Origin of the sequence: Enterobacter sp. BNK-8, from assembly GCF_048685095.1 — a bacterium.
GTDB classification, from domain to species: domain Bacteria; phylum Pseudomonadota; class Gammaproteobacteria; order Enterobacterales; family Enterobacteriaceae; genus Enterobacter; species Enterobacter quasiroggenkampii.
On sequence record NZ_JBLQTN010000001.1, the window covers coordinates 3,482,248 to 3,507,481 of the forward strand.

Annotated in this window: 23 protein-coding genes and 2 pseudogenes; 7 read left to right on the forward strand and 18 right to left on the reverse strand. The window is 56.4% G+C overall.

All coding sequences use genetic code 11. The features are described 5' to 3' along the window. Positions 1 to 12: 12 nt before the first annotated feature. The 8 genes from ACMGGU_RS16740 to rppH form a co-directional block, all read right to left on the reverse strand. On the reverse strand, positions 13 to 336 hold the full coding sequence (locus tag ACMGGU_RS16740) for a prepilin-type N-terminal cleavage/methylation domain-containing protein (protein WP_045909886.1): 324 nt from the start codon (positions 334 to 336) through the stop codon (positions 13 to 15). Further along, positions 321 to 722, reverse strand: coding sequence for a DUF2509 family protein (locus tag ACMGGU_RS16745; protein WP_126533996.1), 402 nt, complete (start codon positions 720 to 722; stop codon positions 321 to 323). Before ACMGGU_RS16745 ends, ACMGGU_RS16740 begins: the two co-directional genes overlap by 16 nt. Then, positions 719 to 1,279, reverse strand: a complete 561-nt coding sequence (locus ACMGGU_RS16750) for a prepilin peptidase-dependent protein (protein WP_126533998.1) — start codon at positions 1,277 to 1,279, stop codon at positions 719 to 721. Before ACMGGU_RS16750 ends, ACMGGU_RS16745 begins: the two co-directional genes overlap by 4 nt. Next, complete coding sequence (locus ACMGGU_RS16755) at positions 1,273 to 1,734, reverse strand: prepilin peptidase-dependent protein (protein WP_111967523.1); 462 nt, start codon at positions 1,732 to 1,734, stop codon at positions 1,273 to 1,275. Before ACMGGU_RS16755 ends, ACMGGU_RS16750 begins: the two co-directional genes overlap by 7 nt. A 184-nt stretch (positions 1,735 to 1,918) precedes the next feature. Further along, the gene (thyA, locus tag ACMGGU_RS16760; RefSeq protein WP_014885081.1) at positions 1,919 to 2,713 is read right to left on the reverse strand and encodes a thymidylate synthase; all 795 of its coding nucleotides are present in this window, start codon (positions 2,711 to 2,713) and stop codon (positions 1,919 to 1,921) included. 6 nt (positions 2,714 to 2,719) lie between these two features. Next, complete coding sequence (gene lgt, locus ACMGGU_RS16765; protein ID WP_048224706.1) at positions 2,720 to 3,595, reverse strand: prolipoprotein diacylglyceryl transferase; 876 nt, start codon at positions 3,593 to 3,595, stop codon at positions 2,720 to 2,722. A 204-nt stretch (positions 3,596 to 3,799) separates the two neighbouring features. Next, entirely contained in the window at positions 3,800 to 6,046 is a 2,247-nt protein-coding gene (ptsP, locus tag ACMGGU_RS16770; RefSeq protein ID WP_032643187.1) for a phosphoenolpyruvate--protein phosphotransferase, read from the reverse strand. Positions 6,047 to 6,058: 12 nt separating this feature from the next. Then, positions 6,059 to 6,589 carry an RNA pyrophosphohydrolase gene (gene rppH / locus ACMGGU_RS16775; protein WP_013098553.1) on the reverse strand — a complete coding sequence of 177 codons (531 nt, stop codon included), beginning with the start codon at positions 6,587 to 6,589 and terminating at the stop codon, positions 6,059 to 6,061. 683 nt (positions 6,590 to 7,272) lie between these two features. Here rppH and mutH point away from each other — a divergent pair. The 3 genes from mutH (at position 7,273) to ACMGGU_RS16790 (ending at position 9,484) form a co-directional block, all read left to right on the forward strand. Next, entirely contained in the window at positions 7,273 to 7,965 is a 693-nt protein-coding gene (gene mutH / locus ACMGGU_RS16780; RefSeq protein ID WP_047747241.1) for a DNA mismatch repair endonuclease MutH, read from the forward strand. Between the two features lie 128 nt (positions 7,966 to 8,093). Next, the gene (locus tag ACMGGU_RS16785) at positions 8,094 to 8,312 is read left to right on the forward strand and encodes a YgdI/YgdR family lipoprotein (RefSeq protein WP_008499668.1); all 219 of its coding nucleotides are present in this window, start codon (positions 8,094 to 8,096) and stop codon (positions 8,310 to 8,312) included. A 131-nt stretch (positions 8,313 to 8,443) separates the two neighbouring features. Continuing rightward, positions 8,444 to 9,484: an NADP(H)-dependent aldo-keto reductase gene (locus tag ACMGGU_RS16790; RefSeq protein WP_023309049.1), complete on the forward strand. Its 1,041-nt coding sequence runs from the start codon at positions 8,444 to 8,446 to the stop codon at positions 9,482 to 9,484. Positions 9,485 to 9,576: 92 nt separating this feature from the next. Here the strand turns inward: ACMGGU_RS16790 and lplT are convergent, their stop codons facing one another. Together lplT and aas are read right to left on the reverse strand one after the other, a co-directional pair. Continuing rightward, a complete protein-coding gene (lplT, locus tag ACMGGU_RS16795; protein ID WP_126533999.1) occupies positions 9,577 to 10,770 on the reverse strand; it encodes a lysophospholipid transporter LplT in 1,194 nt (397 codons plus the stop codon). Beyond that, positions 10,763 to 12,922 carry a bifunctional acyl-ACP--phospholipid O-acyltransferase/long-chain-fatty-acid--ACP ligase gene (gene aas, locus ACMGGU_RS16800; protein WP_045909892.1) on the reverse strand — a complete coding sequence of 720 codons (2,160 nt, stop codon included), beginning with the start codon at positions 12,920 to 12,922 and terminating at the stop codon, positions 10,763 to 10,765. The genes lplT and aas overlap by 8 nt, the downstream gene beginning before the upstream one ends. A gap of 425 nt (positions 12,923 to 13,347) precedes the next feature. On the opposite strand from aas, the gene galR reads away from it, so the two are divergent. Further along, positions 13,348 to 14,364, forward strand: coding sequence for an HTH-type transcriptional regulator GalR (gene galR / locus ACMGGU_RS16805; RefSeq protein WP_021242019.1), 1,017 nt, complete (start codon positions 13,348 to 13,350; stop codon positions 14,362 to 14,364). Here the strand turns inward: galR and ACMGGU_RS16810 are convergent. Next, a pseudogene (locus tag ACMGGU_RS16810) lies at positions 14,325 to 14,809 on the reverse strand (GNAT family N-acetyltransferase). The gene galR and the pseudogene ACMGGU_RS16810 overlap by 40 nt on opposite strands. Before the next feature lie 220 nt (positions 14,810 to 15,029). Here ACMGGU_RS16810 and ACMGGU_RS16815 point away from each other — a divergent pair. Beyond that, positions 15,030 to 16,067, forward strand: coding sequence for a LacI family DNA-binding transcriptional regulator (locus tag ACMGGU_RS16815; RefSeq protein WP_111967509.1), 1,038 nt, complete (start codon positions 15,030 to 15,032; stop codon positions 16,065 to 16,067). Here ACMGGU_RS16815 and lysA read toward each other — a convergent pair. Continuing rightward, positions 16,037 to 17,299 carry a diaminopimelate decarboxylase gene (gene lysA / locus ACMGGU_RS16820; protein ID WP_047072216.1) on the reverse strand — a complete coding sequence of 421 codons (1,263 nt, stop codon included), beginning with the start codon at positions 17,297 to 17,299 and terminating at the stop codon, positions 16,037 to 16,039. The genes ACMGGU_RS16815 and lysA overlap by 31 nt on opposite strands. 121 nt (positions 17,300 to 17,420) lie before the next feature. On the opposite strand from lysA, the gene ACMGGU_RS16825 reads away from it, so the two are divergent. Further along, entirely contained in the window at positions 17,421 to 18,353 is a 933-nt protein-coding gene (locus ACMGGU_RS16825) for a LysR family transcriptional regulator (RefSeq protein ID WP_126534000.1), read from the forward strand. A 19-nt stretch (positions 18,354 to 18,372) separates the two neighbouring features. Here ACMGGU_RS16825 and ACMGGU_RS16830 read toward each other — a convergent pair. Beyond that, a pseudogene (locus tag ACMGGU_RS16830) lies at positions 18,373 to 18,920 on the reverse strand (flavodoxin family protein). 190 nt (positions 18,921 to 19,110) lie between these two features. Between ACMGGU_RS16830 and ACMGGU_RS16835 the strand changes: the two are divergent. Beyond that, positions 19,111 to 19,503, forward strand: a complete 393-nt coding sequence (locus ACMGGU_RS16835) for a winged helix-turn-helix transcriptional regulator (protein ID WP_074180413.1) — start codon at positions 19,111 to 19,113, stop codon at positions 19,501 to 19,503. Between the two features lie 14 nt (positions 19,504 to 19,517). Here ACMGGU_RS16835 and ACMGGU_RS16840 read toward each other — a convergent pair whose 3' ends face one another. The 5 genes from ACMGGU_RS16840 to ACMGGU_RS16860 form a co-directional block, all read right to left on the reverse strand. Next, positions 19,518 to 20,210 carry an aspartate/glutamate racemase gene (locus tag ACMGGU_RS16840; protein ID WP_045909899.1) on the reverse strand — a complete coding sequence of 231 codons (693 nt, stop codon included), beginning with the start codon at positions 20,208 to 20,210 and terminating at the stop codon, positions 19,518 to 19,520. 133 nt (positions 20,211 to 20,343) lie between these two features. Continuing rightward, complete coding sequence (locus ACMGGU_RS16845; protein ID WP_045909900.1) at positions 20,344 to 21,759, reverse strand: sugar porter family MFS transporter; 1,416 nt, start codon at positions 21,757 to 21,759, stop codon at positions 20,344 to 20,346. Between the two features lie 314 nt (positions 21,760 to 22,073). Beyond that, positions 22,074 to 22,835 carry a 2-dehydro-3-deoxy-D-gluconate 5-dehydrogenase KduD gene (gene kduD, locus ACMGGU_RS16850; RefSeq protein WP_045909901.1) on the reverse strand — a complete coding sequence of 254 codons (762 nt, stop codon included), beginning with the start codon at positions 22,833 to 22,835 and terminating at the stop codon, positions 22,074 to 22,076. Between the two features lie 63 nt (positions 22,836 to 22,898). After that, positions 22,899 to 23,735, reverse strand: a complete 837-nt coding sequence (gene kduI / locus ACMGGU_RS16855) for a 5-dehydro-4-deoxy-D-glucuronate isomerase (protein ID WP_045909902.1) — start codon at positions 23,733 to 23,735, stop codon at positions 22,899 to 22,901. Positions 23,736 to 23,970: 235 nt separating this feature from the next. Beyond that, on the reverse strand, positions 23,971 to 25,149 hold the full coding sequence (locus ACMGGU_RS16860; protein WP_045415627.1) for an acetyl-CoA C-acetyltransferase: 1,179 nt from the start codon (positions 25,147 to 25,149) through the stop codon (positions 23,971 to 23,973). Between the last annotated feature and the right edge of the window lie 85 nt (positions 25,150 to 25,234).

Below are 25,234 nucleotides of genomic sequence, written 5' to 3' on the forward strand. Positions count from 1 at the left end.
AGACGCTCCCGACTACTGGCTAACCGGGCAATGCAGACGCGTTAACTCACCACGCCGCCCCAGAGGAGAAATAAGTGTAACCGTGATGCTGACACATCCTGCGAGCGTTGTCTGCCCCCGACGGGCCTGCCAGCCTGCAGGAAGAACATTTGTTGAGAGCTGAGACTGGTTCCAGGCATGGTGCCAGAGCTGGCGATACTGGTTAAATGCGGTGAACCGCGCCGCCAGCGCCCGGTGATACCCCGACAGTGCGGTCACGACCACCACCAGCAGCATCATCGCCAGCAGGACCTCAACCATGCTAAACCCTTTTTCTCTGCTCACGGCAGCTGACATAACGCGCTCTCCTTAAGAGGACAAAAATCGCTCCAGCCGTGAGGCGAAAAGCGCACATTCCCGTCGACGATCTCTCCTGCACGCCAGAGCAGCAGGTCGTTGCCGCTGGCTATCAGTAGTACACGCGCCTCACTCAGTTGACGCAAACACACTCGCCATGTCGATGTCGTTTTGCACTGGATTTGTAGCTCTGGCGCCCAGCGCTGAACACGTCCCCACTCAAGCGCGGACTGCGCCGTCGCCTGCTGCTGAAGCGAGCGGCTCTCACCGCCAACGAGCGCACTGAACGTTGTGACCTGCTGGTTTAGCCCCGTCAGGATCAGGGGACCGAGCACCAGTAAAAGCAGAACCAGCGCCAGCGAAGACATCCCGCGTTGACGGCTCACAGGTTATACCCCGTGACCGTATACAACGCCTGCCAGGGTTCTCCTTTATCGCCTTTACGTCTCGCGGCCAGTTCGATATTTACCTCTGGCGCAAAACCGGCATGTTCCACTTTCCTCACGACAAAATGTGCGATCGCAAGCCTGTCCGGGTCCGTGAGCTTTTCCCACCCTTTTCCTTCACACGACGTCGCGCCACGCAGGGTTTCCAGCGCCCCCGATTCCAGACGAAAACCGGTGCTGTCATTTTCTGATGCGCTGCTATCCCAGCGACCGTTACTGTTGGCATCCCATCGCACAATGATGCAGCTCCCCTGCCTGCCGATCGCCAGCGCCTGTCCCTGGCAATTTCCCGCGCAGTATCCCGCACGCTGAAGCTGCTTGCCGAGGGCGAACAGGTCTTGCCAGACCTCTTCTTCCAGCTCTCGCTGGCCAGATTGCAGTAATACGGCCCGCTGTAGCCCGGGTAAAAAACGCGATGCGCTTATCAGCAAAAGGCTGCTCATCGCCGTGGCAATCAACACTTCTGTCAGTGAGAAACCGCACTGCCTCATCAACATGAACCTCCCTCAGAGACCTGACACATCCTGATGCGTCCTCCATTTGAGACAATAATCAACCATTCTCCAGCACGGCTTTGAACGCTTATCCGCCCCGCCCATGCCGTATCCCGTAATCCGTAGAACCCGAGGGACGGCGTGACCTCACCGATCGTGACCTCAGGCCAGAGTGGAATCAGCACAAAGGGACTGTCCTTTTCACAGCCTTGCACGGCAGAGCTCGCCAGACAGTCCCGGTCCCCCATCCGCTGACGGGTAATTTGATGGTCGCGGTTGTGGCGGTTGGCATGGTTGCGCAGAAACAGCAGGTAATCTCGCACCTGGCTGGCGGTTTGCCACAGCCGCTGCTGCCGTTGCCAGCTGTCCCAGCCGTACAGACCGGAGGCGCTAAGGATGACGACAAGCGAAACGGCGACCAGCGTTTCGATAAGCGTAAAACCGTTCTCTTTTTTCATACCGGGAGTGTGGCGAAGCGCCGTGGACATGACGAGCATCGGATCCTCGTTTTACGAGACGTCATCCGGAGAAGTGGGAGAGTTGCAGCGCGTTGCACGCTTTCTGGATAGCGCTTCGGGAAACGGGAGAAAGGCGAAAAAAAACCGGCGCTAAACAGCACCGGTTGTGTCAGGCTTTATCGCATCAGATCGCGACGGGCGCTTTGATGCCCGGGTGCGGGTCGTAGCCCTCAATCTCGAAATCATCAAAGCGATAGTCGAAGATTGATGCCGGTTTGCGTTTGATAATTAGCTTCGGCAGCGCACGCGGTTCGCGGGTCAGCTGGAGATGCGTCTGTTCCATATGGTTGCTGTAGAGATGGGTATCCCCACCGGTCCAGACGAAATCGCCCACTTCCAGGTCGCACTGCTGCGCCATCATGTGAACTAACAGCGCATAGCTGGCAATGTTAAACGGCAGGCCGAGGAACACGTCACAGGAGCGCTGATAGAGCTGGCAGGAGAGCTTTCCATCCGCCACATAGAACTGGAAGAACGCGTGGCACGGTGCCAGCGCCATTTTATCCAGCTCGCCGACGTTCCAGGCGGAAACGATGATGCGGCGCGAGTCCGGATCGTTTTTCAGCTGGTTCATCACGGTGGTGATCTGGTCAATATGGCGGCCATCAGGCGTGGGCCATGCGCGCCACTGCTTGCCGTATACCGGGCCCAGATTGCCGTTTTCATCTGCCCATTCGTCCCAGATCGAGACGTTATTTTCGTGCAGATACGCAACGTTGGTATCGCCTTGCAGGAACCAGAGCAGTTCATGAATGATCGAGCGCAGATGGCAGCGCTTTGTCGTCACCAGCGGGAAGCCTTCCTGCAGATTGAAGCGCATCTGGTGGCCAAAAATGGAGAGCGTACCGGTGCCGGTGCGGTCGTTTTTCGGCGTGCCCTCATCGAGCACTTTTTTCATCAGTTCAAGATACTGTTTCATGGTTCCTCAGGAAATCTGTTGCTGTGGACGACGACGATACGCCCAAATCATCATAATGGCACCCGCGACAATCATCGGAATGGAGAGGATCTGCCCCATGCTGATGTACTGTACCCACTCGCCGGTAAACTGTGCGTCCGGCTGGCGGAAGAATTCGACGATGATGCGGAATGCACCGTAGCCAATCAGGAACAGGCCGGAGACAGCCCCCATCGGGCGCGGTTTGCGGATAAACAGGTTGAGGATGATAAACAGCACCACGCCTTCCAGCGCCAGCTCGTACAGCTGAGACATATGGCGCGGCAGCACGCCGTAGGTATCGAAAATGGACTGCCACTCAGGATGCGACGGCAGCAGCGCCATGTCTTCCGCGCGCGAGCCCGGGAACAGCATGGTAAAGGAAACGCTCGGGTCGACGCGGCCCCACAGCTCACCGTTGATGAAGTTGCCCAGACGGCCCGCCCCGAGACCAAACGGGATCAGCGGCGCGATAAAATCGGACACCTGGAAGAAGTTGCGTTTGGTGCGTTTGGCAAAAATCACCATCACCAGGATCACCCCAATCAGGCCGCCGTGGAAGGACATGCCGCCGTCCCAGACGCGGAACAGATAGAGCGGATCGTTCAGGAATACCGGGAAGTTATAGAACAATACGTACCCAATACGGCCACCGAGGAACACGCCGAGGAAGCCCGCATACAGCAGGTTTTCAACTTCGTTTTTAGTCCAGCCGCTGCCAGGACGGCTGGCGCGACGACCCGCGAGCCACATGGCAAAAATGAAGCCCACCAGGTACATCAGACCGTACCAGTGAAGCGAAACAGGTCCTACTGAGAAAATGACCGGATCAAACTCCGGAAAATGCAGATAACCACTGTTCATCTGTCACCACAAGATGTTGTTATTCCGCTGAAAGTGGACAGCGGTAGAAATGCGATTCTGCCGTAAGCAGAGGCTCCAAAGTTGCGAATCATAGCACAAGGCGGGCGCGGAGGATGCGCCAGAGATGTAAAAGATGTGTATAGGGTTTTATGTACGCTGGTGCCCTCACCTCGCCCCTCTCCCTGTGGGAGAGGGAGAAAGGCTTTAGCGGCCGCCGCGGATCAGACCGCCCATACCGCGTCGTTCCATAAACGCCGCGACCTGATGACGGACCTCCGCTGCCAGCTGCGCCTCAAGGCTGCGTTCTGCCAGCTCGCGGGCATCATCGATGTCGATATGCCGCAACAGGTATTTCACGCGAGCAACAGCGCGACCGTTCATCGACAGATGGCGGTATCCCAGACCAATCAGGATCGCAACGCACATGGAATCCCCGGCCATTTCACCGCACAGGCGTAAATCAATGCCGTACTGCTCCGCTTCTCGGGCAATCATCGCTAAGGCGCGAATAATCGCCGGATGCAGGCTATCGTAGATACTGGCGACGCGGGTATTGTTACGGTCGACGGCCAGAATATATTGCGTCAGGTCATTGGTGCCGACAGAGATAAAATCAACGCGGTTTGCCAGCTGCGGCAGCATAAAGACCATGGAGGGCACTTCAAGCATGACCCCAATCCGCGGTTTCGGGATCGCATAGCCGATCATCTCTTCCACTTCACGGCCAGCACGTTCGATCAGCCGCCGGGACTCGTCGATCTCATCAATGCTGGTGACCATCGGCAGTAAGATGCTGAGATTGCCCGTCGCCGCGTTGGCGCGCAGCATCGCGCGCACCTGGATCAGGAAGATCTCCGGCTGATCGAGCGTAATGCGGATCCCACGCCAGCCCAGGCACGGGTTTTCTTCGCTGATCGGCATATAGGGGAGCTGTTTATCCGCCCCGACGTCCAGGGTTCGCAGGGTGACAGGTTTGTCGTTAAACATCTGCAGCATACCCTGATACTGCGCCACCTGCTCCTCTTCAGAGGGGAAACCGCTCTGCAGCATGAACGGGATTTCTGTTCGGTACAGGCCAATGCCGTCGATGCGGCTGCCCAACTTCTCTTCGTGCTCGGGGCTTAAACCGGCATTGAGCATGACTTTGATCCGCTCACCGCTCTTAAGCTGGGCGGGCAGGTTAACGTCATCTTCCGCCAGCTTGCTTAATTCATTCTCTTCGCTGATAAGACGCTGGTATTCCTGGAGCAGAACCGGCTCAGGATCGACCAGCAGCTCACCGCGATAGCCGTCGACCACCAGCGTACGTCGGTGCAGCACCGACGGCTGAATGTCCGCCCCCATAACGGTAGGGATGCCCAGCGCGCGCACCATAATAGCGGCGTGTGAGTTGGCGGCACCATCGCGCACCACCACACCGGCCAGCCTGTCCTGCGGCAGTTCAGCCAGCGTCGTTGCCGAGAGTTCGTCGGCGACCAGAACAAACCGTTTTGGCCAGGCATTCGGGCCCTGAATGGTGTCATCAAGATGGAACAGCAGGCGCTGCCCCAGAGCGCGCAGATCCCCTGCCCGCTCTTTCAGGTAACCGTCGGTCAGTGCCGCAAACTGGTCGGCAAATTTTTCGATGACCTTCTTAACCGCCCACTCTGCGACCGAGCCTTTATCCACTTCCGCAAAAAGCTCACGGCGCAGGCGCGCATCGGAGAGCAGGTGCGAATAGAGGTCGAAGATGGCCGCCGTCTCTTTTTGCGCGCCTGCGGCAAAACGCTTGCTGTAACGACGAAATTCATTCGCTGCCTCTTCCAGCGCGGCGGTGAGACGCTCGCGCTCAAGCGCTTCATCAAGCGTTGAGGCTTCGTAAACCTGCTCCATTAACGGCAGCGTGGCGTCCATCCAGCCTTCAGCAATCGCTACACCTGGCGATGCCGGAAGGGCACGAATGCGCGTATGGCGATACTGACCAAAGAGCGCGGCAAGCTGAGACTGAGAGAGGATCGCCGCCATCTGCGTGGCCAGCGTGACGAGGAAAGACTCCTCGCTTTCGTCGTACTGACGTAGCTCACGCTGCTGGACAACCAGCACGCCGAGCAACTGGCGACGCTGGATAATCGGCACGCCAAGGAAAGCGCGGAAGCGCTCTTCTTTTACGGAGGGGATGTATTTAAAGCTGGGGTGTTTTTGCGCGTCAGCAAGGTTAATGGGTTCAGCCAGTCGCCCAACCAGACCCACGATACCTTCATCAAATGCGAGCGTAACGGTGCGTCCACGTGGTTTTTTCAAACCACGGGTCGCCATCAGGTAATAGCAGCGCCGATCGTGGTCGGCCAGATACACCGAACAGACCTCGGTCTCCATCGCAAGACAGATGTCGGTGACCAGAATATTCAACGCCTCGTTCAGACGCGGCGCGCTGGCCACCTTCTCGACTATTTCTCGCAAGCGGGTGAGCATGATTTGCGTAGCTTAACCTCTTTTACGTCGCCAGGCAGGTGCGCTCTGCGGCTTAGGCGGGATCTCCTGAAGCTGCATCACCACACTTGCAAACTCTTTCATCACCCTACGGTAAACATCGCGCTTAAATGACACGACCTGACGAACAGGATACCAATAGCTCACCCAGCGCCAGCCATCAAACTCCGGCGTACTGCTGGTTTGCATATTGATGTCTGAATCGTTGCCCACCAACTGCAACAGAAACCACTTCTGTTTCTGGCCGATACAAACCGGCTTTGTGTCCCAACGCACCAAACGTTTCGGTAACTTGTAACGCAACCAGTTGCGGGTCGAAGCCAGGATGCGAACATCTTTTCGGCTCAAACCGACCTCTTCAAAAAGCTCCCGGTACATCGCTTGTTCTGGGGACTCTCCCGGATTGATCCCGCCTTGCGGGAACTGCCAGGAGTGTTGACCATATCGACGGGCCCACATCACCTGGCCCTGACGATTACAAATTACTATTCCTACGTTCGGGCGGTAGCCATCGTCATCAATCACCGGACTACCCCAAACTAAACCTTATATATGAATGATTGTTTCACACTACAGGGAGGCGGTAAACCACTCTCTTACAGGCCTGCAACCTAATAACAATTGAATAACTCACAAATAAGTGCTGAGTTATAAACAGATGAGCGACAGTGAAGGGAATTTTATTCACCTTTTCTGTGGATATAGTTGTGAAGAAGTGTCTGATTACCGATGAACAACCTCAACGACCGCCGCACACCCTCTTTTGCTCGCATTCATTAACATGATTATATTCATAGAGTTAGATGCATTTACGTAAACAAAAAACTGAATAGCGTGACGATCGTCACACCAGGGTTCGTCGTGCTGATGAAAGATCGAACAGCGTCGGTTTTATCCACAGATTGTGCCAATAAGTTAGTCACAATTTGTGTGAAAATTCGATTTTCATCGCACGTCAAGGCTGTAAATGGAAACAGTAGTCAGGGTTATGCCCAGTTATCCCATTTTTCTGTGGATAACATGGTGTAAGATCCTGTTCATTGTCAGTGACCAGATTTGAACAACCGCTTTTTCCACCCAGGCGAAACGATTTCAGACCGATAAAAAAACCTATAAATCATAGAGATGTCATATTGGTACAGAAAAAGTTAAACTCTATCCACAGGGGACAATTTCTTCGTTTATTTTTTAATCAAAAGGTTACCGTCATGCATCCGCTTACACCCTTGGGCTCACCACCGTCCAGTGAGAGCCAGTTGCTACTGCAGGCACAGCGTCTGGCCGGTTTTTCGCTTGGCGAGCTGGCAGCAATGGCCGGGCTGCCGATCCCGAAGGATCTGAAACGGGATAAAGGCTGGATCGGCATGCTGCTGGAGCTGTGGCTGGGTGCCAGCGCAGGGAGCAAACCTGAGCAAGATTTTGCAGCCCTTGGCGTGGAGCTAAAAACCATTCCTGTAGACCGCCAGGGCAAGCCGCTTGAGACCACCTTTGTCTGCGTTGCGCCATTAACCGGCAATACCGGCGTAACGTGGGAAACCAGCCACGTTCGTCACAAGCTGAAGCGCGTATTGTGGGTACCGGTTGAGGGTGAACGTCAGATTCCCCTGGCCGACCGTCGCGTTGGCGCGCCGCTGCTCTGGAGCCCGGACGAGGATGAGGAGCATCAGCTGCGTCTGGACTGGGAAGAGCTGATGGACATGATTGTTCTTGGGCAGGTTGAGCGCATCACCGCCCGACACGGAGAGGTATTACAGCTGCGCCCAAAAGCAGCCAACAGTAAAGCCCTTACCGAGGCAATCGGCGCGCAGGGTGAGCCGATACTGACGTTGCCGCGCGGTTTTTATCTCAAAAAGAATTTCACCGGCGCACTACTCGCACGTCATTTCCTGTTGAAAACATAGTTTTTTACTTATTTTGAGAGCTCTCAAACATAATCGACTGCTTTTTAAGATTTTACCGCTTCCTCAACTCGCCATATCGGGTTAATACTAGATTATGATTTGATACAAGCCAGATGAGGACGATAACGATGAAAAAATGGGCAGTATTAGTGTCAGCAGTCGGTTTAGCGTTTGCCGTATCGGGCTGTAGTAGCGATTACGTCATGGCGACAAAAGATGGTCGAATGATCCTGACCGACGGTAAACCCGAAGTCGACGATGATACTGGTCTGGTCAGCTACCGCGACCAGGAAGGCAATAAAATGCAGATCAATCGCGACGAAGTATCGCAAATTATCGAGCGATAATCAGAGAGAGGTCAGTCGCTTGCTGGCCTTTTTGATTTTTTTCTTCCCCTTTTGCTTCCCCTCTGCCATGTTTATATTCCTTTGTCGGGTACGCCCTGACGCGGTTTATATGTCTACTGAGGAAGCCGGCTATGCATTATCACCGTATCCCCCACAGCGCTCTGGAAATTAGCCAACTGGGGTTGGGCACGATGACATTTGGTGAACAAAACAGCGAAGCCGATGCCCATGCACAACTCGATTATGCCGTCAGCCAGGGCATTAACCTGATTGATGTCGCAGAGATGTACCCTGTTCCGCCACGTCCTGAGACGCAGGGACTGACCGAAACCTACGTCGGTAACTGGCTGGCAAAACGCGGCAACCGTGAAAAGCTGGTGATTGCCTCCAAAGTCAGCGGCCCCGCGCGCAACAACGATACCGGGATCCGCCCGAACCAGATCCTCGATCGCAAAAATATCCGCGCCGCGCTGGACGCCAGCCTCAAGCGCCTGCAAACCGACTATCTCGACCTGTACCAGGTACACTGGCCGCAGCGGCCAACCAACTGCTTTGGCAAGCTCGGGTACAGCTGGAATGAGAGCGCCCCCGCGGTGACGCTGCTGGAAACGCTGGAAGCGCTGACCGAATGCCAGCGTGCGGGAAAAATCCGCTACATTGGCGTGTCTAACGAAACGGCCTTTGGGGTCATGCGCTATCTGCACCTGGCGGATAAGCACGATCTGCCGCGTATTGTGACTATTCAGAACCCGTACAGCCTGCTTAACCGCAGCTATGAAGTGGGTCTGGCCGAAGTGACGCAGTATGAAGAAGTGGAACTGCTTGCTTACTCCTGTCTCGGCTTCGGCACCCTGACGGGGAAATACCTGAACGGCGCGAAACCGGCCGGGGCGCGTAACACCCTCTTTAGCCGCTTCACCCGCTACAGCGGCGAGCAGACGCAGAAAGCCGTTGCCGCTTATGTGGATATCGCGAAGCGTCACGGCCTTGACCCTGCGCAGATGGCGCTGGCCTTCGTGCGTCGTCAGCCGTTTGTTGCCAGTACCCTGCTGGGCGCAACCACGATGGAACAGCTGAAAACCAATATTGAGAGTTTCCACCTGAACCTGAGTGAAGAGGTGTTAGCGGAGATTGAAGCAGTGCATCAGGTTTATACTTATCCTGCACCATAGCCTGACGCTTTTGCCCGCTGGCGCTACGCTTACCGGGCCTACAGGTGCTCAAACCCAGGCCGGGTAAGGCGAAGCCGCCACCCGGCCAGATATCAACGGCGACGTTGCCACATCCACAAACCCGCAATCGCAATCGCAAACAGCCCGCCAAACCCGACGCCAATCCCCACCACCGGCACACCCACTTTTACCGCCAGCGAGTAGAGCCCCAGCATGAACAGCATTGCCAGGTTTTCACCCAGGTTTTGTACCGCAATGGCATTGCCTGCCCCGACGGTCTGCTTGCCCCGCTCCTGCAGTAACGCATTCAGCGGCACTACGAAGAAGCCCCCCAGAATACCAATCAGGATGAGGAGGGCATACGCGGGCAATAACGCATGCTGCAGCGAGAAGATAAGCACCACGACGCCAATCAGGATCCCGGCGGGCATGCAGCGTGCGACCGTCTCCAGCGTGACCAACTTCGCCGCCGCGCCCGCCCCAACCACAATCCCGATAGCCACCATCGCATTAAGATAGGTTGGCGTCGCGTTGTCCGTAATGCCCAGCGCCACCGGCACCCACAGAACCAGCAGGAAGCGCAGGGTGACGCCCGCGCCCCAGAACATGCTGGTCCCCATCAGGGAGAAACGCGTTTCACCGTTACGCCACAGCACGCGGCAGGCGGTAAAGAAACTGCCGGTCATCGGTTTAAATCGCCAGGATTGACCCGGGCGAGCCGCAGGCAGCTTCGGAATAAACAGGTTCGCCACGACCGCCCCGCCATACACCACCGCACACACGCCCAGTGCCGCCAGAACATGCCAGTCGGCCAGCACGCCGCCCGCAACGGAGCCAATCAGGATAGCGGCAATAGTAGATGACTCCATCAGACCATTGGCTTTCACCAGCTTATCCCCGGTGGTCAACTCGCCGAGAATGCCGTACTTCGCCGGGGAGTAGGCGGCGGCTCCAATGCCCACCAGCGTGTAGCCAATAAACGGATTGAAGCCAAAGCAAATGCTGGCCGCCCCCAGCAGCTTGAGACCGTTGGCAAACATCATCACCCGGCCTTTCGGGAAACTGTCCGCCACCTGCCCCACAAATGGAGCAAAAATAATGTAAGCGCCCACAAACACCATCTGCAGGATCGGCTGACTCCAGTCGGGGTAAAACTCGGCTTTCAGCAGCGCCAGCGTGGCAAACAGCAGCGCGTTATCGCCGAACGCAGAGAGAAACTGCGCGGCAATGACGGCCATCATGCCTTTCGACCTGAGGGATGTGTTAGTGTGTACTGACTCACGCATTTTGCTGTTCCGCCTCTTCAACCATGCCTTTCAGGGTCACGAAATCTGGCTTCCCGCTGCCCAGTACCGGGAGCTGTTTCAGGTAGCGAATATCGCGCGGCACGGCCAGTTCAGGAATACCGTGTTCACGCGCATAGCTCAGTAACCTGTCGCGCTTAAGCTCACCGTCGGTCGTAAACAGCACCAGCGCCTCGCCTTTGCTGGCATCGCTCTTCACCACCGTGGCGTGCATCTTCTCGGCGGACACTGCCGTCGCCAGTTGCTCCACCATTTCCAGAGAGACCATTTCGCCGGCAATTTTGGCGAAGCGTTTCGCGCGTCCCTGAATCTGTACAAAGCCCTGTTCATCGAAACGGACGATATCCCCGGTGTCGTACCAGCCGGTTTCAACCTCGCCGTTGACGTTTTCCGCCGTCGGCGCTTCCAGCACGCCCGGGTTTTCCACGCGCAGATACCCGTTCATCACGTTTGGCCCTTTGAGCTGCAGGCGGCCACCGTCCTCAATGCCCGGCACCGCCAGCAGACGCGCGTCCATCCCCGGCAGAATTCGGCCAACCGTACCCGGTTTCGCCGCCATCGGCACGTTAATCGAGACCACGGGCGCACACTCGGTAACGCCATAGCCTTCGAGAATGCGCAGGCCAAACTTGTCCTGCCAGATCTGGCGCGTGCTCTCCTGCAGTTTTTCCGCACCAGCCACCACATACCGCACGCGATAAAAATCATACGGATTGGCGAAACGCGCATAGTTCCCCAGGAAGGTTGAGGTCCCGAACAGAACGGTACAGTTACGGTCATACACCAGCTCCGGCACAATGCGGTAATGCAGCGGGCTCGGGTAGAGGAACACTTCTGCGCCGGTCAGGAGCGGCGTGAACAGCCCCACCGTCAGGCCAAAGGAGTGGAACAGCGGCAGCGCCGACATAAAGCGGTCGTTCGCGGTAAAGTCGGCGATACTTTTAATCTGCTCAACGTTCGCCAGAATGCTCTTGTGGCTGTGGACGACGCCTTTCGGGTTGCCCTCTGAGCCTGACGTGAAGAGGATAATGGCGTCATCTTCCGGCTGCTGTTTGACCTGCGCCAGACGCGGCACCAGCAGATGCGCAAAAATCCACAGCTTGTCGCCGGTGGTCACGTCCGCTTTCAGATCCTCCAGGAAGACCCAGCGCACCTGGGTGAGCTGCTCGGGAAGATGCCAGAGCTTGCCTTTGTCCAGAAACTGACGGGAGGTAAAGACGGTATTAATCTGAGCGGCAGTAATGGCGCTAGTCAGCCCCTTCACGCCCGCCGTGTAGTTCATCATCGCCGGGATCCGGCCCCGGGAAACCGCGCCGAAAATCACCGCCGCGCTGATGCCCGCGTTAGGCAGCATCAGGCCAATCTTTTCGCCCTTTTTGCTGTACTTCTCCAGAATACGGCCCACAAACAGGGTCTTGGTCAGCAGTTTGCGATAGGTATCCGGGGTAAAGTTGATGTCTTCGATGCAGTTTTTCTTCGCGCCATAGCGGTACTGCGCGGAAAGCAGGGATTCGTAGAGCGTTTCGCGCGGGCGCACGGCCATACGCGCTTCCATCATAATCTGATGCAGCATTTCCCCGGCGATTTTACGGCGATCGCGGGCACGCGGCGCGTCGGGCATCGGTAACGACGTTGGCGGCAGGATATGCAACGTGATTTTGGGGAACAGACGCTGCTTCACCAGCCCCTTGAGACGGCTGAAATGGGTCAGCTCCGCGCCTTCAATACGCAGCGGCACCACGGTTGCTTTTGACTTCGCCGCGACAAACCCCGCGCCGTCGTAGATTTTCATCAACGAACCGGTCACGGAGATACGCCCTTCCGGGAAAATGACCACCGGGCGCCCCTGCTCGACCAGGCGTACCAGATGTTTAATCATCATCGGTTTTGTCGGGTCGAGCGGGACAAAATCAATCAACGGCGTGAGCCAGCGCATGTACCACTGCTGGCTGATGGAGGTATACACCGCAAACACCGGGCGCACGGGCAAAAACAGCGCCAGCAGAATGCCGTCTATAAAGGAAACATGGTTTGGTGTGATGAGAACGCGTTCGCCGCGAAGCGCCCGGGCATCGCCGGTGATGCGGATGCGAAACAGAATACGGAAAAGCGTACGGAAGAACCCAAATAGCATCTCAACTCCCTTTGCCAGCCAGTGTGGAGGGTCGATAGTAAATGGTGGCAGATTACACGAGAAGTGGTAAGGGAGCGACAGCAAAAGTGGAGGCGAAAAAAAACCTGCGCATCCGCGCAGGTTGGTGCAAGAGATGAGTACGAAACCGTACTAAGAATTCTCACCAATCAATACCTCTGGGATCTCAACTGTATCAACCTCTTTTACACCCTTGCTATCGGACAATCGCAACAGCCTGAGGCAAAGTGTAACTAAAGGTTCAGATTCACATTCTTCAGACATGACTGGGCGTGTAACGATTACACCGCCAGGGGTGTGCTGCGTCACGTTTGTGGAGCGCGAAAATCCGCTCCCCTTGAATGCACGCCGCTTTTCCGCAACACTATTTGGTGTGTAAACGCTTACCCCCAATAAGAAGGTAATGAATGGCGACAATAAAGGATGTGGCCCGTCTGGCAGGCGTGTCGGTGGCAACCGTCTCGCGCGTAATTAATGATTCACCAAAAGCCAGTGACGCATCACGTCAGGCGGTACAAAGCGCCATGGAATCCCTGAATTATCATCCCAATGCCAATGCCCGCGCGCTCGCCCAGCAGTCTACAGAAACCATCGGGCTGGTGGTGGGGGATGTTTCCGATCCCTTTTTCGGCGCCATGGTGAAAGCGGTTGAACAGGTGTCTTATCAGACAGGCAATTTTTTGCTGATCGGCAATGGCTATCATAACGAACAAAAGGAACGCCAGGCCATTGAACAGCTGATCCGCCACCGCTGTGCGGCGCTGGTGGTTCACGCCAAAATGATCCCGGATGCCGAACTGATTCATCTGATGAAGCAGATGCCGGGCATGGTGATTATCAACCGTATCATTCCCGGTTTTGAGAAACGCTGCGTGGCGCTCGACGACCGCTACGGCGCATGGCTTGCCACGCGGCACCTGATTCAGCAGGGCCATACCCGAATTGGCTATCTCTGTTCCAATCACCCCATTTCCGATGCGGAGGATCGCCTGCAGGGCTACTACGACGCCCTGCGTGAAAACGGGCTGCCGTGTAATGACCGTCTGGTGGCCTACGGCGAACCGGATGAGAGCGGCGGTGAACAGGCCATGACCGAGCTGCTGGGTCGCGGACGGAATTTCACGGCGGTTGCCAGCTATAACGACTCCATGGCCGCAGGGGCGATGGGGGTGTTGAATGACAACGGGATTGAGGTACCGGCGGAAATTTCGCTGATTGGCTTCGACGACGTGCTGGTCTCCCGCTACGTTCGCCCGCGGCTGACCACCGTGCGCTACCCAATCATCACCATGGCAACGCAGGCCGCCGAGCTGGCACTCGCGCTGGCTGAACAGCGTCAGCCGCCGGAAATAACGCATCTGTTTAGCCCGACGCTGGTCCGTCGTCACTCCGTTGCGTCGCCTGCAGAAGCGCAGAGCGAATAACGGTAGAGGTGAACCCGCGTGTTGGGGTATTCCAGCCCATCACCGATATACTGCCAGCCGTAACGTTCGTAGAAGTCGCGGCAGGCAGACCAGAGATGGAGTTCCTCATACCCGGACTGCGCGGCGTAAGCGATAACATGCCGCTGAAGTTCTCCCGCCAGCCCCTTGCCTCGCGCCGCGTCGTCAACGTACAGCGCCGCCAGCCACGGACAGAGATCCTGTCGGGTGATCAAATCGCAGCGCCAGAGCCCCACCGTACCAAGAAGCTTTTCGTCCTCAACGGCAATAAACGTCAGCGGTAATGCCCCCGGCGTCTGGCTGTGCTCAACAATACTGTGGAAAAATTCCCGGGAAGCCCTTCACCAAAGGCCTGCCAGATCCAGTCGGTAACCTGCTCAGCATACTGCGGTGCATCGTAAAGCGGGAGGATAACTGTCTTTTTCACGTTTCACCTGCGTATTCTCATTAATGGGCTGGCCTGACGTCTCCAGCTCGATTGGCGATTATTTTACCAGAGTCAGACTATTTAGTTTGACTTCAGGCAGGCCTGACGAATCGTTACCAAAAAGCGTGATCGTGGCGGAATTTTTGCGCTTCCCGCATCGCTTATACGGCGTAAGCTCTGTGTTAAACTGCAGATCATTACGTGGAAGCAGGAATGTAGAATGGCAACAATGCTGGATGTCTCACTGCGCGCGGGCGTGTCGAAGGCCACGGTATCGCGCGTGCTGAACGGCACGGGTCAGGTTAAAGAGAGTACGCGTCAGCAGGTGTTTGCTGCGATGGAAGAGCTGGGCTATCGGCCGAACTTTCTCGCACGCTCGCTGGCTAACCAGACCAGCAACAGCATTGGTCTGGTCGTCTCGACCTTCGACGGCTTTTACTTTGGCCGCCTTCTCCAGCAGGCGTCGCGGCAGACTGAAACCCACGGGAAACAGCTGATCGTCACCGACGGTCACGACGCGCCGGAACAGGAAGAACAGGCGGTGCAGATGCTGGCCGATCGCCAGTGCGATGCCATCGTGCTTTATACGCGCTATATGAGCGAAAAAGCGATCATCAAACTGATGAACACCGTAAAAACACCGCTGGTGGTCATTAACCGTGAAGTGAGCCAGGCGCCGGATCGCTGCGTGTTCTTCGAACAGCAGGATGCCGCATTTAAGGCTGTGGATTATCTGATCGAACAGGGGCATCGGGAGATCGCCTGTATCACCGTCCCGATCCATACCCCAACCGGGAAAGCGAGGCTGATGGGCTATCGCAAGGCGCTGGAAAAGCACGGCATCCGTCTGGACGAGCGTCGGATAAAGTACGGCGATGCGGGAATGACCGGGGGATATGAGCTTTGCAAGGAATTGATTGCCGACGGTGTATCGTTTAGCGCCCTGTTTGCCTGTAACGACGACATGGCGCTGGGCGCGTCCAAAGCGTTGCACCAGGCGGGGCTTAAAATCCCGCAGGATATTTCACTGTTCGGCTTTGACGATGCCCCTAGCGCGAAATGGCTGGAGCCTGCGCTCTCATCGGTTTATCTGCCCATCGACAATATGATTGTCACCGCCATCGATCAGGCGATCCGGCTGGCAAGAAACCAGCCGGTCGATGCCATCCCGCCGTTTACCGGCACGCTGGTCTTACGCGATTCGGTCACCACCGGGCCCTACTTTACTCAGATGAGTTCTAAAGCCAGCAGTTCCTGAATGGTCTGGCGACGGCGGATCAGCCGCGCCTTGCCGTTATCAAACAGCACTTCCGGCAGCAGCGGGCGGCTATTGTAGTTAGATGACATAGACGCCCCGTACGCGCCGGTGTCGTGCAGCACAAGGTAATCCCCCGGCTTGACCTCTGGCAGCGAGCGGGTCTCCACTTTGCCGCCTTCCTGCTGGGTAAACACGTCACCCGATTCGCACAGTGGCCCCGCAACGACCGTCTCAACGCGCGGCGCCTGCGTTAAATCGCGGCCGTCGGCAGCCAGGGCGGTAATGTGGTGATAGCTACCGTACATGGACGGACGCATCAGGTCGTTAAAGCCCGCGTCAATCAGTACGAAGTGGCGAGACCCCATCTCCTTCACGCTGCGCACCTGCGAAACCAGCACACCGGCTTCTGCCACCAGGAAACGGCCCGGCTCAATTTCCAGTTTTACCGCGTGGCCAAGATGCGCGGCGATTTGATCGCGCGCGGCGCTCCACAGACCGTAATAGTGATCGGTATCGATCGCCTCTTCCCCTTCGCGATAAGGAATGGAGAGACCACCGCCCGCAGAGATCGCCTCCAGATCCTGACCGAAGTCGACAACCTGACGCACCATCGCGCCGCACACCTGCTCCAGGTGGCCGTAATCCACCCCTGAGCCAATGTGCATATGAATGCCCACCAGCTTCAGGCTGTAGCGTTGTAATACCTCCAGCGCGGCAGGCATATCGGCATACCAGATCCCGTGCTTGCTGTTTTCGCCGCCGGTATTGGTTTTTTGGCTGTGACCATGACCAAAGCCCGGGTTCACGCGCAGCCAGACGCGATGGCCGGGAGAAACCTGACCCAACTGCTCCAGCATATCCACAGAACCGGCATTCACCGGGATCTGCAGCTCGTGAACGCGCGCCAGCGTCGCATCGTCGATCACATCGGCGGTAAAGACGATCGCGTCGCTGTCGGCTTTCGGATCGTATCCGGCCGCCAGCGCGCGCTCGATTTCGCCGAGTGAAACGGAGTCCACCTTCACGCCCTGCTCGCGCATCAGGCGCAGAATATGAATATTGGAGCAGGCCTTCTGGGCAAAACGCACCACGTCGAACTGATGCAGGGCGGCGATCTTCTCGCGGACGATCTGCGCGTCGTAGACCCACACCGGGCAGCCAAACTCGGCAGGCAGGCGCAGCAGGTTGTCGGCGTTCAAATCGGTATCAGTCTGGTTCAGCGGGCGTGGCATGGTCTTCTCCGGATAAATGCGTTTTGATGATTACGCCACAGCGCAAAGAGAATAAAAAATATCGTTTTATCGCGAGTCTATGCAAAAATGATATGGACAGTTCTCTGCTTTCAGGTGCCCTATGCCCGCCGTCAATTTACGCCATATCGAGATTTTCCACGCCGTGATGACCACCGGTAATCTCACCGAAGCCGCACAGATGCTGCATACCTCGCAGCCGACGGTAAGCCGCGAGCTGGCCCGCTTCGAGAAAGTGCTGGGGCTGAAGCTGTTCGAACGCACGCGGGGCAGGCTTCACCCGACGGTACAGGGGTTACGTCTGTTTGAGGAAGTCCAGCGCTCCTGGTACGGGCTGGACAGAATAGTGAGTGCCGCGGAAAGCCTGCGCGAGTTTCGCCAGGGCGAGCTGTCGATTGTCTGCCTGCCCGTCTTCTCGCAATCCTTTTTGCCGATGCTGCTCCAGCCCTTTCTGGCCCGCTATCCGGAGGTCAGCCTCACCATCGTGCCGCAGGAGTCTCCCCTGCTTGAAGAGTGGCTTTCGGCTCAGCGCCATGATTTAGGGATAACCGAGACCCTCTCCTCCCCAGCGGGCACGACGCGCACGGAATTGCTCTCCTTAGATGAAGTGTGCGTTCTGCCCGCCGGACATCGGCTTGCCGGTAAGGCGGTGCTCACGCCGGAAGATTTCCATGGGGAAAACTACATTAGCCTGTCGCAGACCGACAGTTATCGACAGCTGCTGGATACCCTGTTTGCCGAGCATCAGGTAAAACGGCGAATGGTGGTAGAAACGCACAGCGCGGCCTCGATTTGTGCGATGGTGCGCGCAGGCGTCGGCGTCGCGGTGGTTAATCCGCTTACGGCGCTGGACTATGCGGAAAGTGGAATTGTTGTGCGTCGGTTTAGCGTCTCGGTTCCTTTTACCGTGAGCCTAATCCGCCCATTGCATCGCCCGGCGTCGGCGCTGGTGGAGGCGTTCAGTGAGCATCTGCAAGGAGGGCTAAGTATGTTGACCGACCGGCTGAATAAGATGTTGAATCAGACGCCCCACTAAACAGCGGGCGCCTGAACACTCAGTTAAAACGTTTCGCAATAGCCGCTACACGCTCGCCGAATTTCACCGCGGTTTGCAGATCGCCGCTGGCAATGGCGCCAGCATCAGCATCTGAAGGAGACTGCACCAGTAAACCAACAGAACCGCCCAGATTATTAATGTCCTGACGGGTAGCGGCAAGCGTATTTGACGGCGGTAGCCCCAGGCTCACCCAAATCCCACCGTGTTGAGAGGCCAGCGTTTGCAGGTATTGTAACGACACCTGCTTATCACCGTTCAGGCTGGCGCTGTTGCTGAAGCCCGCGAACACTTTGTCCTGCCAGCTACGCACGAACCAGGCTTTAGAGGTCGCATCAGCGAATTTCTTAAACTGCCACGGTACGCTTCCCATGTAGGTTGGCGCGCCAAAAATAATCGCTTTAGCATCGTTGAGTTTTTGCCAGTCGCTTTCCTGAATATCGCCATTGCTGTCAATGGCGATCAGCTCGCCTGCGCGCCCTCGGCGACTGTTTCTGCAACGCGTTTAGTATGACCGTAGCCAGAATAATAGATAACTACAACGCTCATGATTTATCTCCTGATGCAATATTGCCTTGTGAGTCAAACGATTAAGACGATTTTAAAATTGCTCTGCGAGCCCGTTGCCATTTTCGGTTCCCTGGTATCAAATAGAAACCTTACGTCGTTTTATACACGCAAATATTCACGGGCGTAAGAAGGCACTTTTATCTCACCTGGTTACCTCGAGGGAACCACCATGACCCCTACAGCAGTATTGAAAAAGGAGATGCCTCCTTACAACGTGTTCGATGAGCGCTGCCCGACACGCGGCGTGCTGACGCGTATCGCCGATAAGTGGGCACTGTTAATCCTTGCGCGCCTTGAGAATGGACCGATGCGCTTTAATCATCTTCAACGCGATATTCAGCGAATCACCAAAAAGGTGCTGACCCAGTCTTTACGCAAGCTGGAACGAGATGGGCTGGTGTCGCGAAAGATATTCGCCACGGTACCTGTCACAGTCGAGTACAGCCTGACACCGCTTGGCCAGACGTTAACTGAAACGGTGACGGTGCTGGCGCACTGGGTGGAAAATAATATTGATGCTATTGTGGCGGCACAATCCGCTTATGACGCCGCCAACACGTAACCAGAACCGGACGCTCAGGACAACATAAACGCCACGGCATCCGCAGCATGGATAGCGGTGGTATCAAATACCGGGAGAGGGCTTCGCTCAACGGGTACCAGTAAACCGATCTCCGTGCAGCCAAAGATCACCCCTTCGGCCCCCTGCTGCGCGAGTTTCTCGATGACGCTGACATAGAAGGCGCGGGAGGTTTCACTGAAGGTTCCAAGGCAGAGCTCGTCAAAGATAATCTGATTGATGCGCGCCCGGTCTTCTTCTTCCGGGATCAGACTTTCGATCCCAAACTCGCTGTGTAAGCGCCCGCGGTAGAAATCCTGCTCCATGGTGTAGCGTGTGCCCAGCAGCGCTACGCGGCGCATCCCGGATGCCGCAATTGCACGCCCGGTCGCGTCAGCGATATGCAGGAACGGCAGCGAGCAGCGGTTCTCAATATGCGACGCCACCTTGTGCATGGTATTGGTACACAGCACTACCCCCTCGGCGCCGGCCCGCTCAAGCCCGAGCGCCGCCTGGGCCAGGATCTCCCCGGCTTTATCCCACTCGCCGCTCGACTGGCAGGCTTCGATTTCATGGAAATCCACGCTGTGCAGGAGCAGGCTTGCGGAGTGCAGACCACCCAGACGCTGCTTCACCCCTTCGTTAATCAGGCGATAATAAGGGATTGTCGATTCCCAGCTCATTCCACCTAACAGGCCGATCGTTTTCATCATCCCTCCTTTTCGTTGATTTCTTCTTTTAACATAACCGATGCCAATAAAAAAAGGCGCTCTGTTCAGCGCCTTGTTAAACCAATATCGGTTATCGCCTGCATACGCTGGAATACGTAGACAGGCAATACGATCACACGCCGATGTTCCGCAGCTTCTCCCCGGCCATCAGCTTGCGCTCGATGTGTTCCAGCGTCACGCCTTTAGTCTCCGGGATCAGCCAGAACGTGATGCCAATAAACGCCACGTTCAGCACCGTATAGAGCCAGAACGTTCCCGCTGCGCCAATCGCGTCCAGCAGCGTCAGGAAAGTCGCACCGATGATCATGTTCGATACCCAGTTGGTGGTCGTGGAGCAGGTGATGCCAAAGTCACGGCATTTAAGCGGCTGGATTTCGGAGCACAGGATCCACACTACGGGCGCGGCGCTCATCGCGTAGCCTGCGATACACATCATGGTCATCCCGACAGAAAGCCAGGAAAGTCCGCTGGAGGCCGTGCCGTTATCAAACTGCATCAGGCAGTAGCCGAGGATCAGCGTGCCGAGCGCCATCACGCTGAAGCCAATTTTGAGCGCCGGTTTGCGGCCCGCCTTGTCCACGGTGAATACGGCAATAAAGGTGGCGAACATGAAGGTCAGCCCGACCACCAGGGTGGCGATCATCTGCTGTTCCGTGGTGGTGAACCCAGCCATTTTGAATATGCGCGGCGCGTAGTACATGATGATGTTCATGCCGGTGAACTGCTGCATCGCCTGCAGCAGCATGCCGAGGAAGACCGCCCGGCGCACGTTGCGGTTGATTTTAAACAGCGCCCAGCCCCCCTGCTTGAGCTTCAGGCTTTCGCGGATCTCGTTCAGCTCTTCGCGGGCTTTTTCGGAGGTATCGCGCAGCATGCGCAGCACCTCTTCTGCCTCCACGTGGCGCCCTTTTTGCGCCAGCCAGCGCGGGCTGTTCGGCAGGAAAATCACTAAGACAATCAGCACCACCGCTGGCAGCGCCAGCACGCCAAGCATTGCGCGCCAGTTGCCGCTGTAGCTGAAGTACGTGTCAGACAGGAACGCCAGCACAATACCCAGCGTGACCATCAGCTGATACATGCTGATCATCTTCCCGCGCACGTTCTCACTCGCCATTTCGGAGAGATAAAGCGGTGCCGTATAGGAGGCAATCCCCACCGCCACGCCCAGCAGTACGCGGGAAAGCAGCAGAACCTCAACGTTTGCGGCAAACGCGGAGCCAATGGAGCCGGCGACAAACAGAATCGCCCCGGCCATCAGGCTGTATTTGCGCCCCAGACGAAACGAGAGCCAGCCGTTGAACAGCGCGCCGATGGCCGCGCCCAGCATCATGCTGCTCACCACCCACTCCTGCAGGCGGCTGCTCAGGGTAAAGTGATCGGTAATAAACGGTAATGCACCGGCAATGACGCCAATATCCAGTCCAAATAACAGGCCCGCCACGGCAGCGGCAATGGAGACAAACTGATTCATGCGCCGGGTATCGCGCAGCGCAGCGGGCATTAGGGTAGAGTCATTTATAGATGTCATATTTTTCCTGCCTCAACAGCAAAATTCGTTAAATGAAATTACGAGATAGTGAAGAAAAGTGTCAGGCGGGAATTCGTGAAGATATGGATTATTTCGCTATGGCATCACGATCTGTGATGGACATTACAATTTCAACTAATGCTGAAATCACACCGTTTTTTATTAATTACCTAATATTTAAGCAATAAAACTGTGATACGCGTCATTTATGAATTTTCAGTATGGATTTTTCATCTTATGTCATATGGATAATGGCAATTTTTAGCCAAAAAAAAACCTCCACCCGAGGGCAGAGGTTCGTCATGCAGGTGGAATTAACGTGCCAGCCAGCCGCCATCAACCGCCACGGTGTAGCCGTTGATATAGTCCGATGCCGACGAGGCCAGAAAGACCACCGGCCCCATCAGATCGCGCGGAAGCCCCCAGCGCCCCGCCGGAATGCGGTCGAGGATTTCCGCGCTGCGCTGCTCGTCTGAACGCAGCTGCTGGGTGTTGTTGGTCGCCATGTAACCCGGCGCAATGGCATTCACATTAATATTATGCTTCGCCCATTCGTTCGCCAGCAGGCGGGTCACGCCCATCACGGCGCTTTTAGACGCGGTGTAAGACGGCACGCGGATACCGCCCTGGAACGAGAGCATGGAGGCAATATTCACGATCTTGCCGCCGTTCCCCTGCGCGATAAAGTGCTTTGCCGCCGCCTGGGACATGAAAAATACGCTCTTGATGTTCAAATCCATCACGTCATCCCAGTCGCGTTCACTGAAGTTGATCGCATCTTCACGGCGAATCAGCCCGGCGTTGTTGACCAAAATGTCGATATGGCCGAATTCCGCCACCGCGCGATCCAGCAGTTCAGGAATGGCATCGATTTTACGCAGGTCGGCGGTCAGGCTCAGGAAACGGCGACCCAGCGCCGTCACGCGTTCGATGGTTTCCGTCGGTTCAACGATATTAATCCCGACGATATCGCAGCCCGCTTCCGCCAGGCCTAACGCCATCCCCTGACCCAGCCCGGTGTCACATCCGGAAACCACCGCCACTTTCCCCTGCAGAGAGAATGCATCCAGAATCATGTTTATTCCTTACTCTTTCAGAGCCTGTCACTCACAGGCAGGTTTACGCTTCACCGCCCGCGACTAGCGCAGATCGCTGACCGCAACATGGTCCATATCATCAAAGACCTGGTTTTCGCCCACCATTCCCCAGATAAAGGTGTAGGCTTTTGTCCCAACGCCGGAGTGAATAGACCAGCTCGGCGAAATCACCGCCTGCTCGTTGTGCATCACGATATGGCGCGTTTCCTGCGGCTGTCCCATCATGTGGAACACGCAGGCGTCCTCATCCATGTTGAAGTAGAAGTAGACTTCCATCCGGCGCTCGTGGGTATGGCACGGCATGGTGTTCCACAGATTCCCTGGCGCAAGCTCGGTCAACCCCATGCTGAGCTGACAGGTCTCCAGCACGTCCGGCACGAAATATTTATTGATGGTGCGGCGGTTGCTGGTGAGGTTGTCGCCCAGCGTCACGGGCGCGACGTCTGCCGTGGTCACTTTTTTGGTTGGACAGGTGGTGTGAGCCGGCGCGCAGTTGTAGTAAAACTTCGCAGGCTTGCTGGCATCGATGCTGGCAAAGACCACGTCTTTCGCCCCTTTACCTACGTACAGTGCCTCGCGATGGCCAATCTCATAGCACTGTCCGTCTACGGTGATGGTGCCCGGTCCGCCAATGTTAATCACCCCCAGCTCGCGACGCTCGAGGAAATAATTCACGCCCAGCTGTTTACCGACCTCGCCGCCCACGGAGACGGTTTTCGTTACGGGCATAATGCCACCCACAATAATGCGGTCGATATGGCTGTAAACCATGGTGTACCTGTCGGCCTCGAATATCTGCTCGACTAAAAATGCCTTGCGCAGCCCCTGAGTATCCAGCGTTTTGGCGTGCGCGCTGTGGATGCTTTCTCTGACGTCCACGGTAACCTCCAGATGTGGTCATGCCCGAAGGCGGGAAGTAAAACGAAACAGCGTTCCGTTTTTCATAATAAGCACATACTATCGGCATAAAGTGAGCTTTTCAATTACATTTAAAACAACGTTTCATTTTTTATTTTTGTTTATAACGGAAATGATGTTCGGATCACACTTAAACCGACGGGAGAAAAAGGGCACAAAAAAACCTCCCGGAGGAGGTCTTTTCAATGAGGAAAGGTTAGCGTTCGATGGCCAGCGCCACCCCTTGCCCGCCGCCGATACAGAGCGTGGCAATCCCTTTGCGGGCATTGCGCTTTTTCATTTCGTGGACCAGCGAAACCAGGATGCGGCAGCCGGACGCCCCGATCGGGTGCCCCAGCGCGATCGCCCCACCGTTCACGTTAACCCGCAGCGGATCCCACTCCAGCATTTTTCCGACGGAGATCGCCTGTGCGGCATAGGCTTCGTTCACTTCGATCAGATCCACATCAGAAAGCTGCCACCCCGCACGCTCCAGACAGCGACGGGTGGCGTAGACCGGCGCGATCCCCATTAGCGCAGGATCAACCCCCACGCTGGCGAATGCCTTAATGCGGGCCAGCACGGGAAGATCGAGTTCGAGGGCTTTGCTTTCGCTCATCATCATGACGGCGGCAGCGCCGTCGTTAATGGAAGAGGCGTTTCCCGCCGTCACCGAGCCCTGCATTTCAAAAGCAGGATTCAGCCTGGCCAGCCCTTCAGCGCTGGCGTCGGTGCGCGGCTGTTCATCGGTATCTACAACCATCACCTCGCCGTTCTGACGCAGCGCGCTGACCGGGACAATTTCGTCGCGAAAACGACCGGAATCAATCGCCGCACGCGCTTTTTGCTGCGAGCTCAGCGCATAGGCATCCTGCACCTCACGGCTGATACCGTACTCGCGCGCCAGATTTTCCGCCGTCACGCCCATATGGTAGTCATTGAAGGCATCCCACAGGCCGTCATGCACCAGGCTGTCGAGCAGCTGACTGTTGCCCAGCTGTGCGCCGGTGCGGCTGTCGGTCAACACGTGCGGCGCGCGGCTCATATTCTCCTGCCCGCCCGCAATGATTACGTCCGCCTCACCACACTGAATGGCCTGCGTCGCGAGATGCAGCGCTTTTAATCCTGAACCACAGACGTCGTTGATGGTGATGGCGGAGACCGTATTGGGCAGCCCGCCCTTCAGCGCCGCCTGACGCGCAGGGTTTTGCCCGGCACCGGCCGTGAGGACCTGTCCCAGAATCACCTCGTCAACTTCATGTGCTGCGATCCCGCTACGTTCCACCAGCGCTTTCACCACCACGCTCCCCAAGTCAACCGCCGAGTGACGCGCAAGCGCTCCCTGAAAACAGCCGATAGCTGTACGCAACGCACCCACTATTACGACATCTTTCATCACGACCTCTGTGTTAAATGACATGACGATAGTAGAGGATTGTTACTGGCAATTATCTTAATTGTTTAAAAATAGTGAGTTTAAT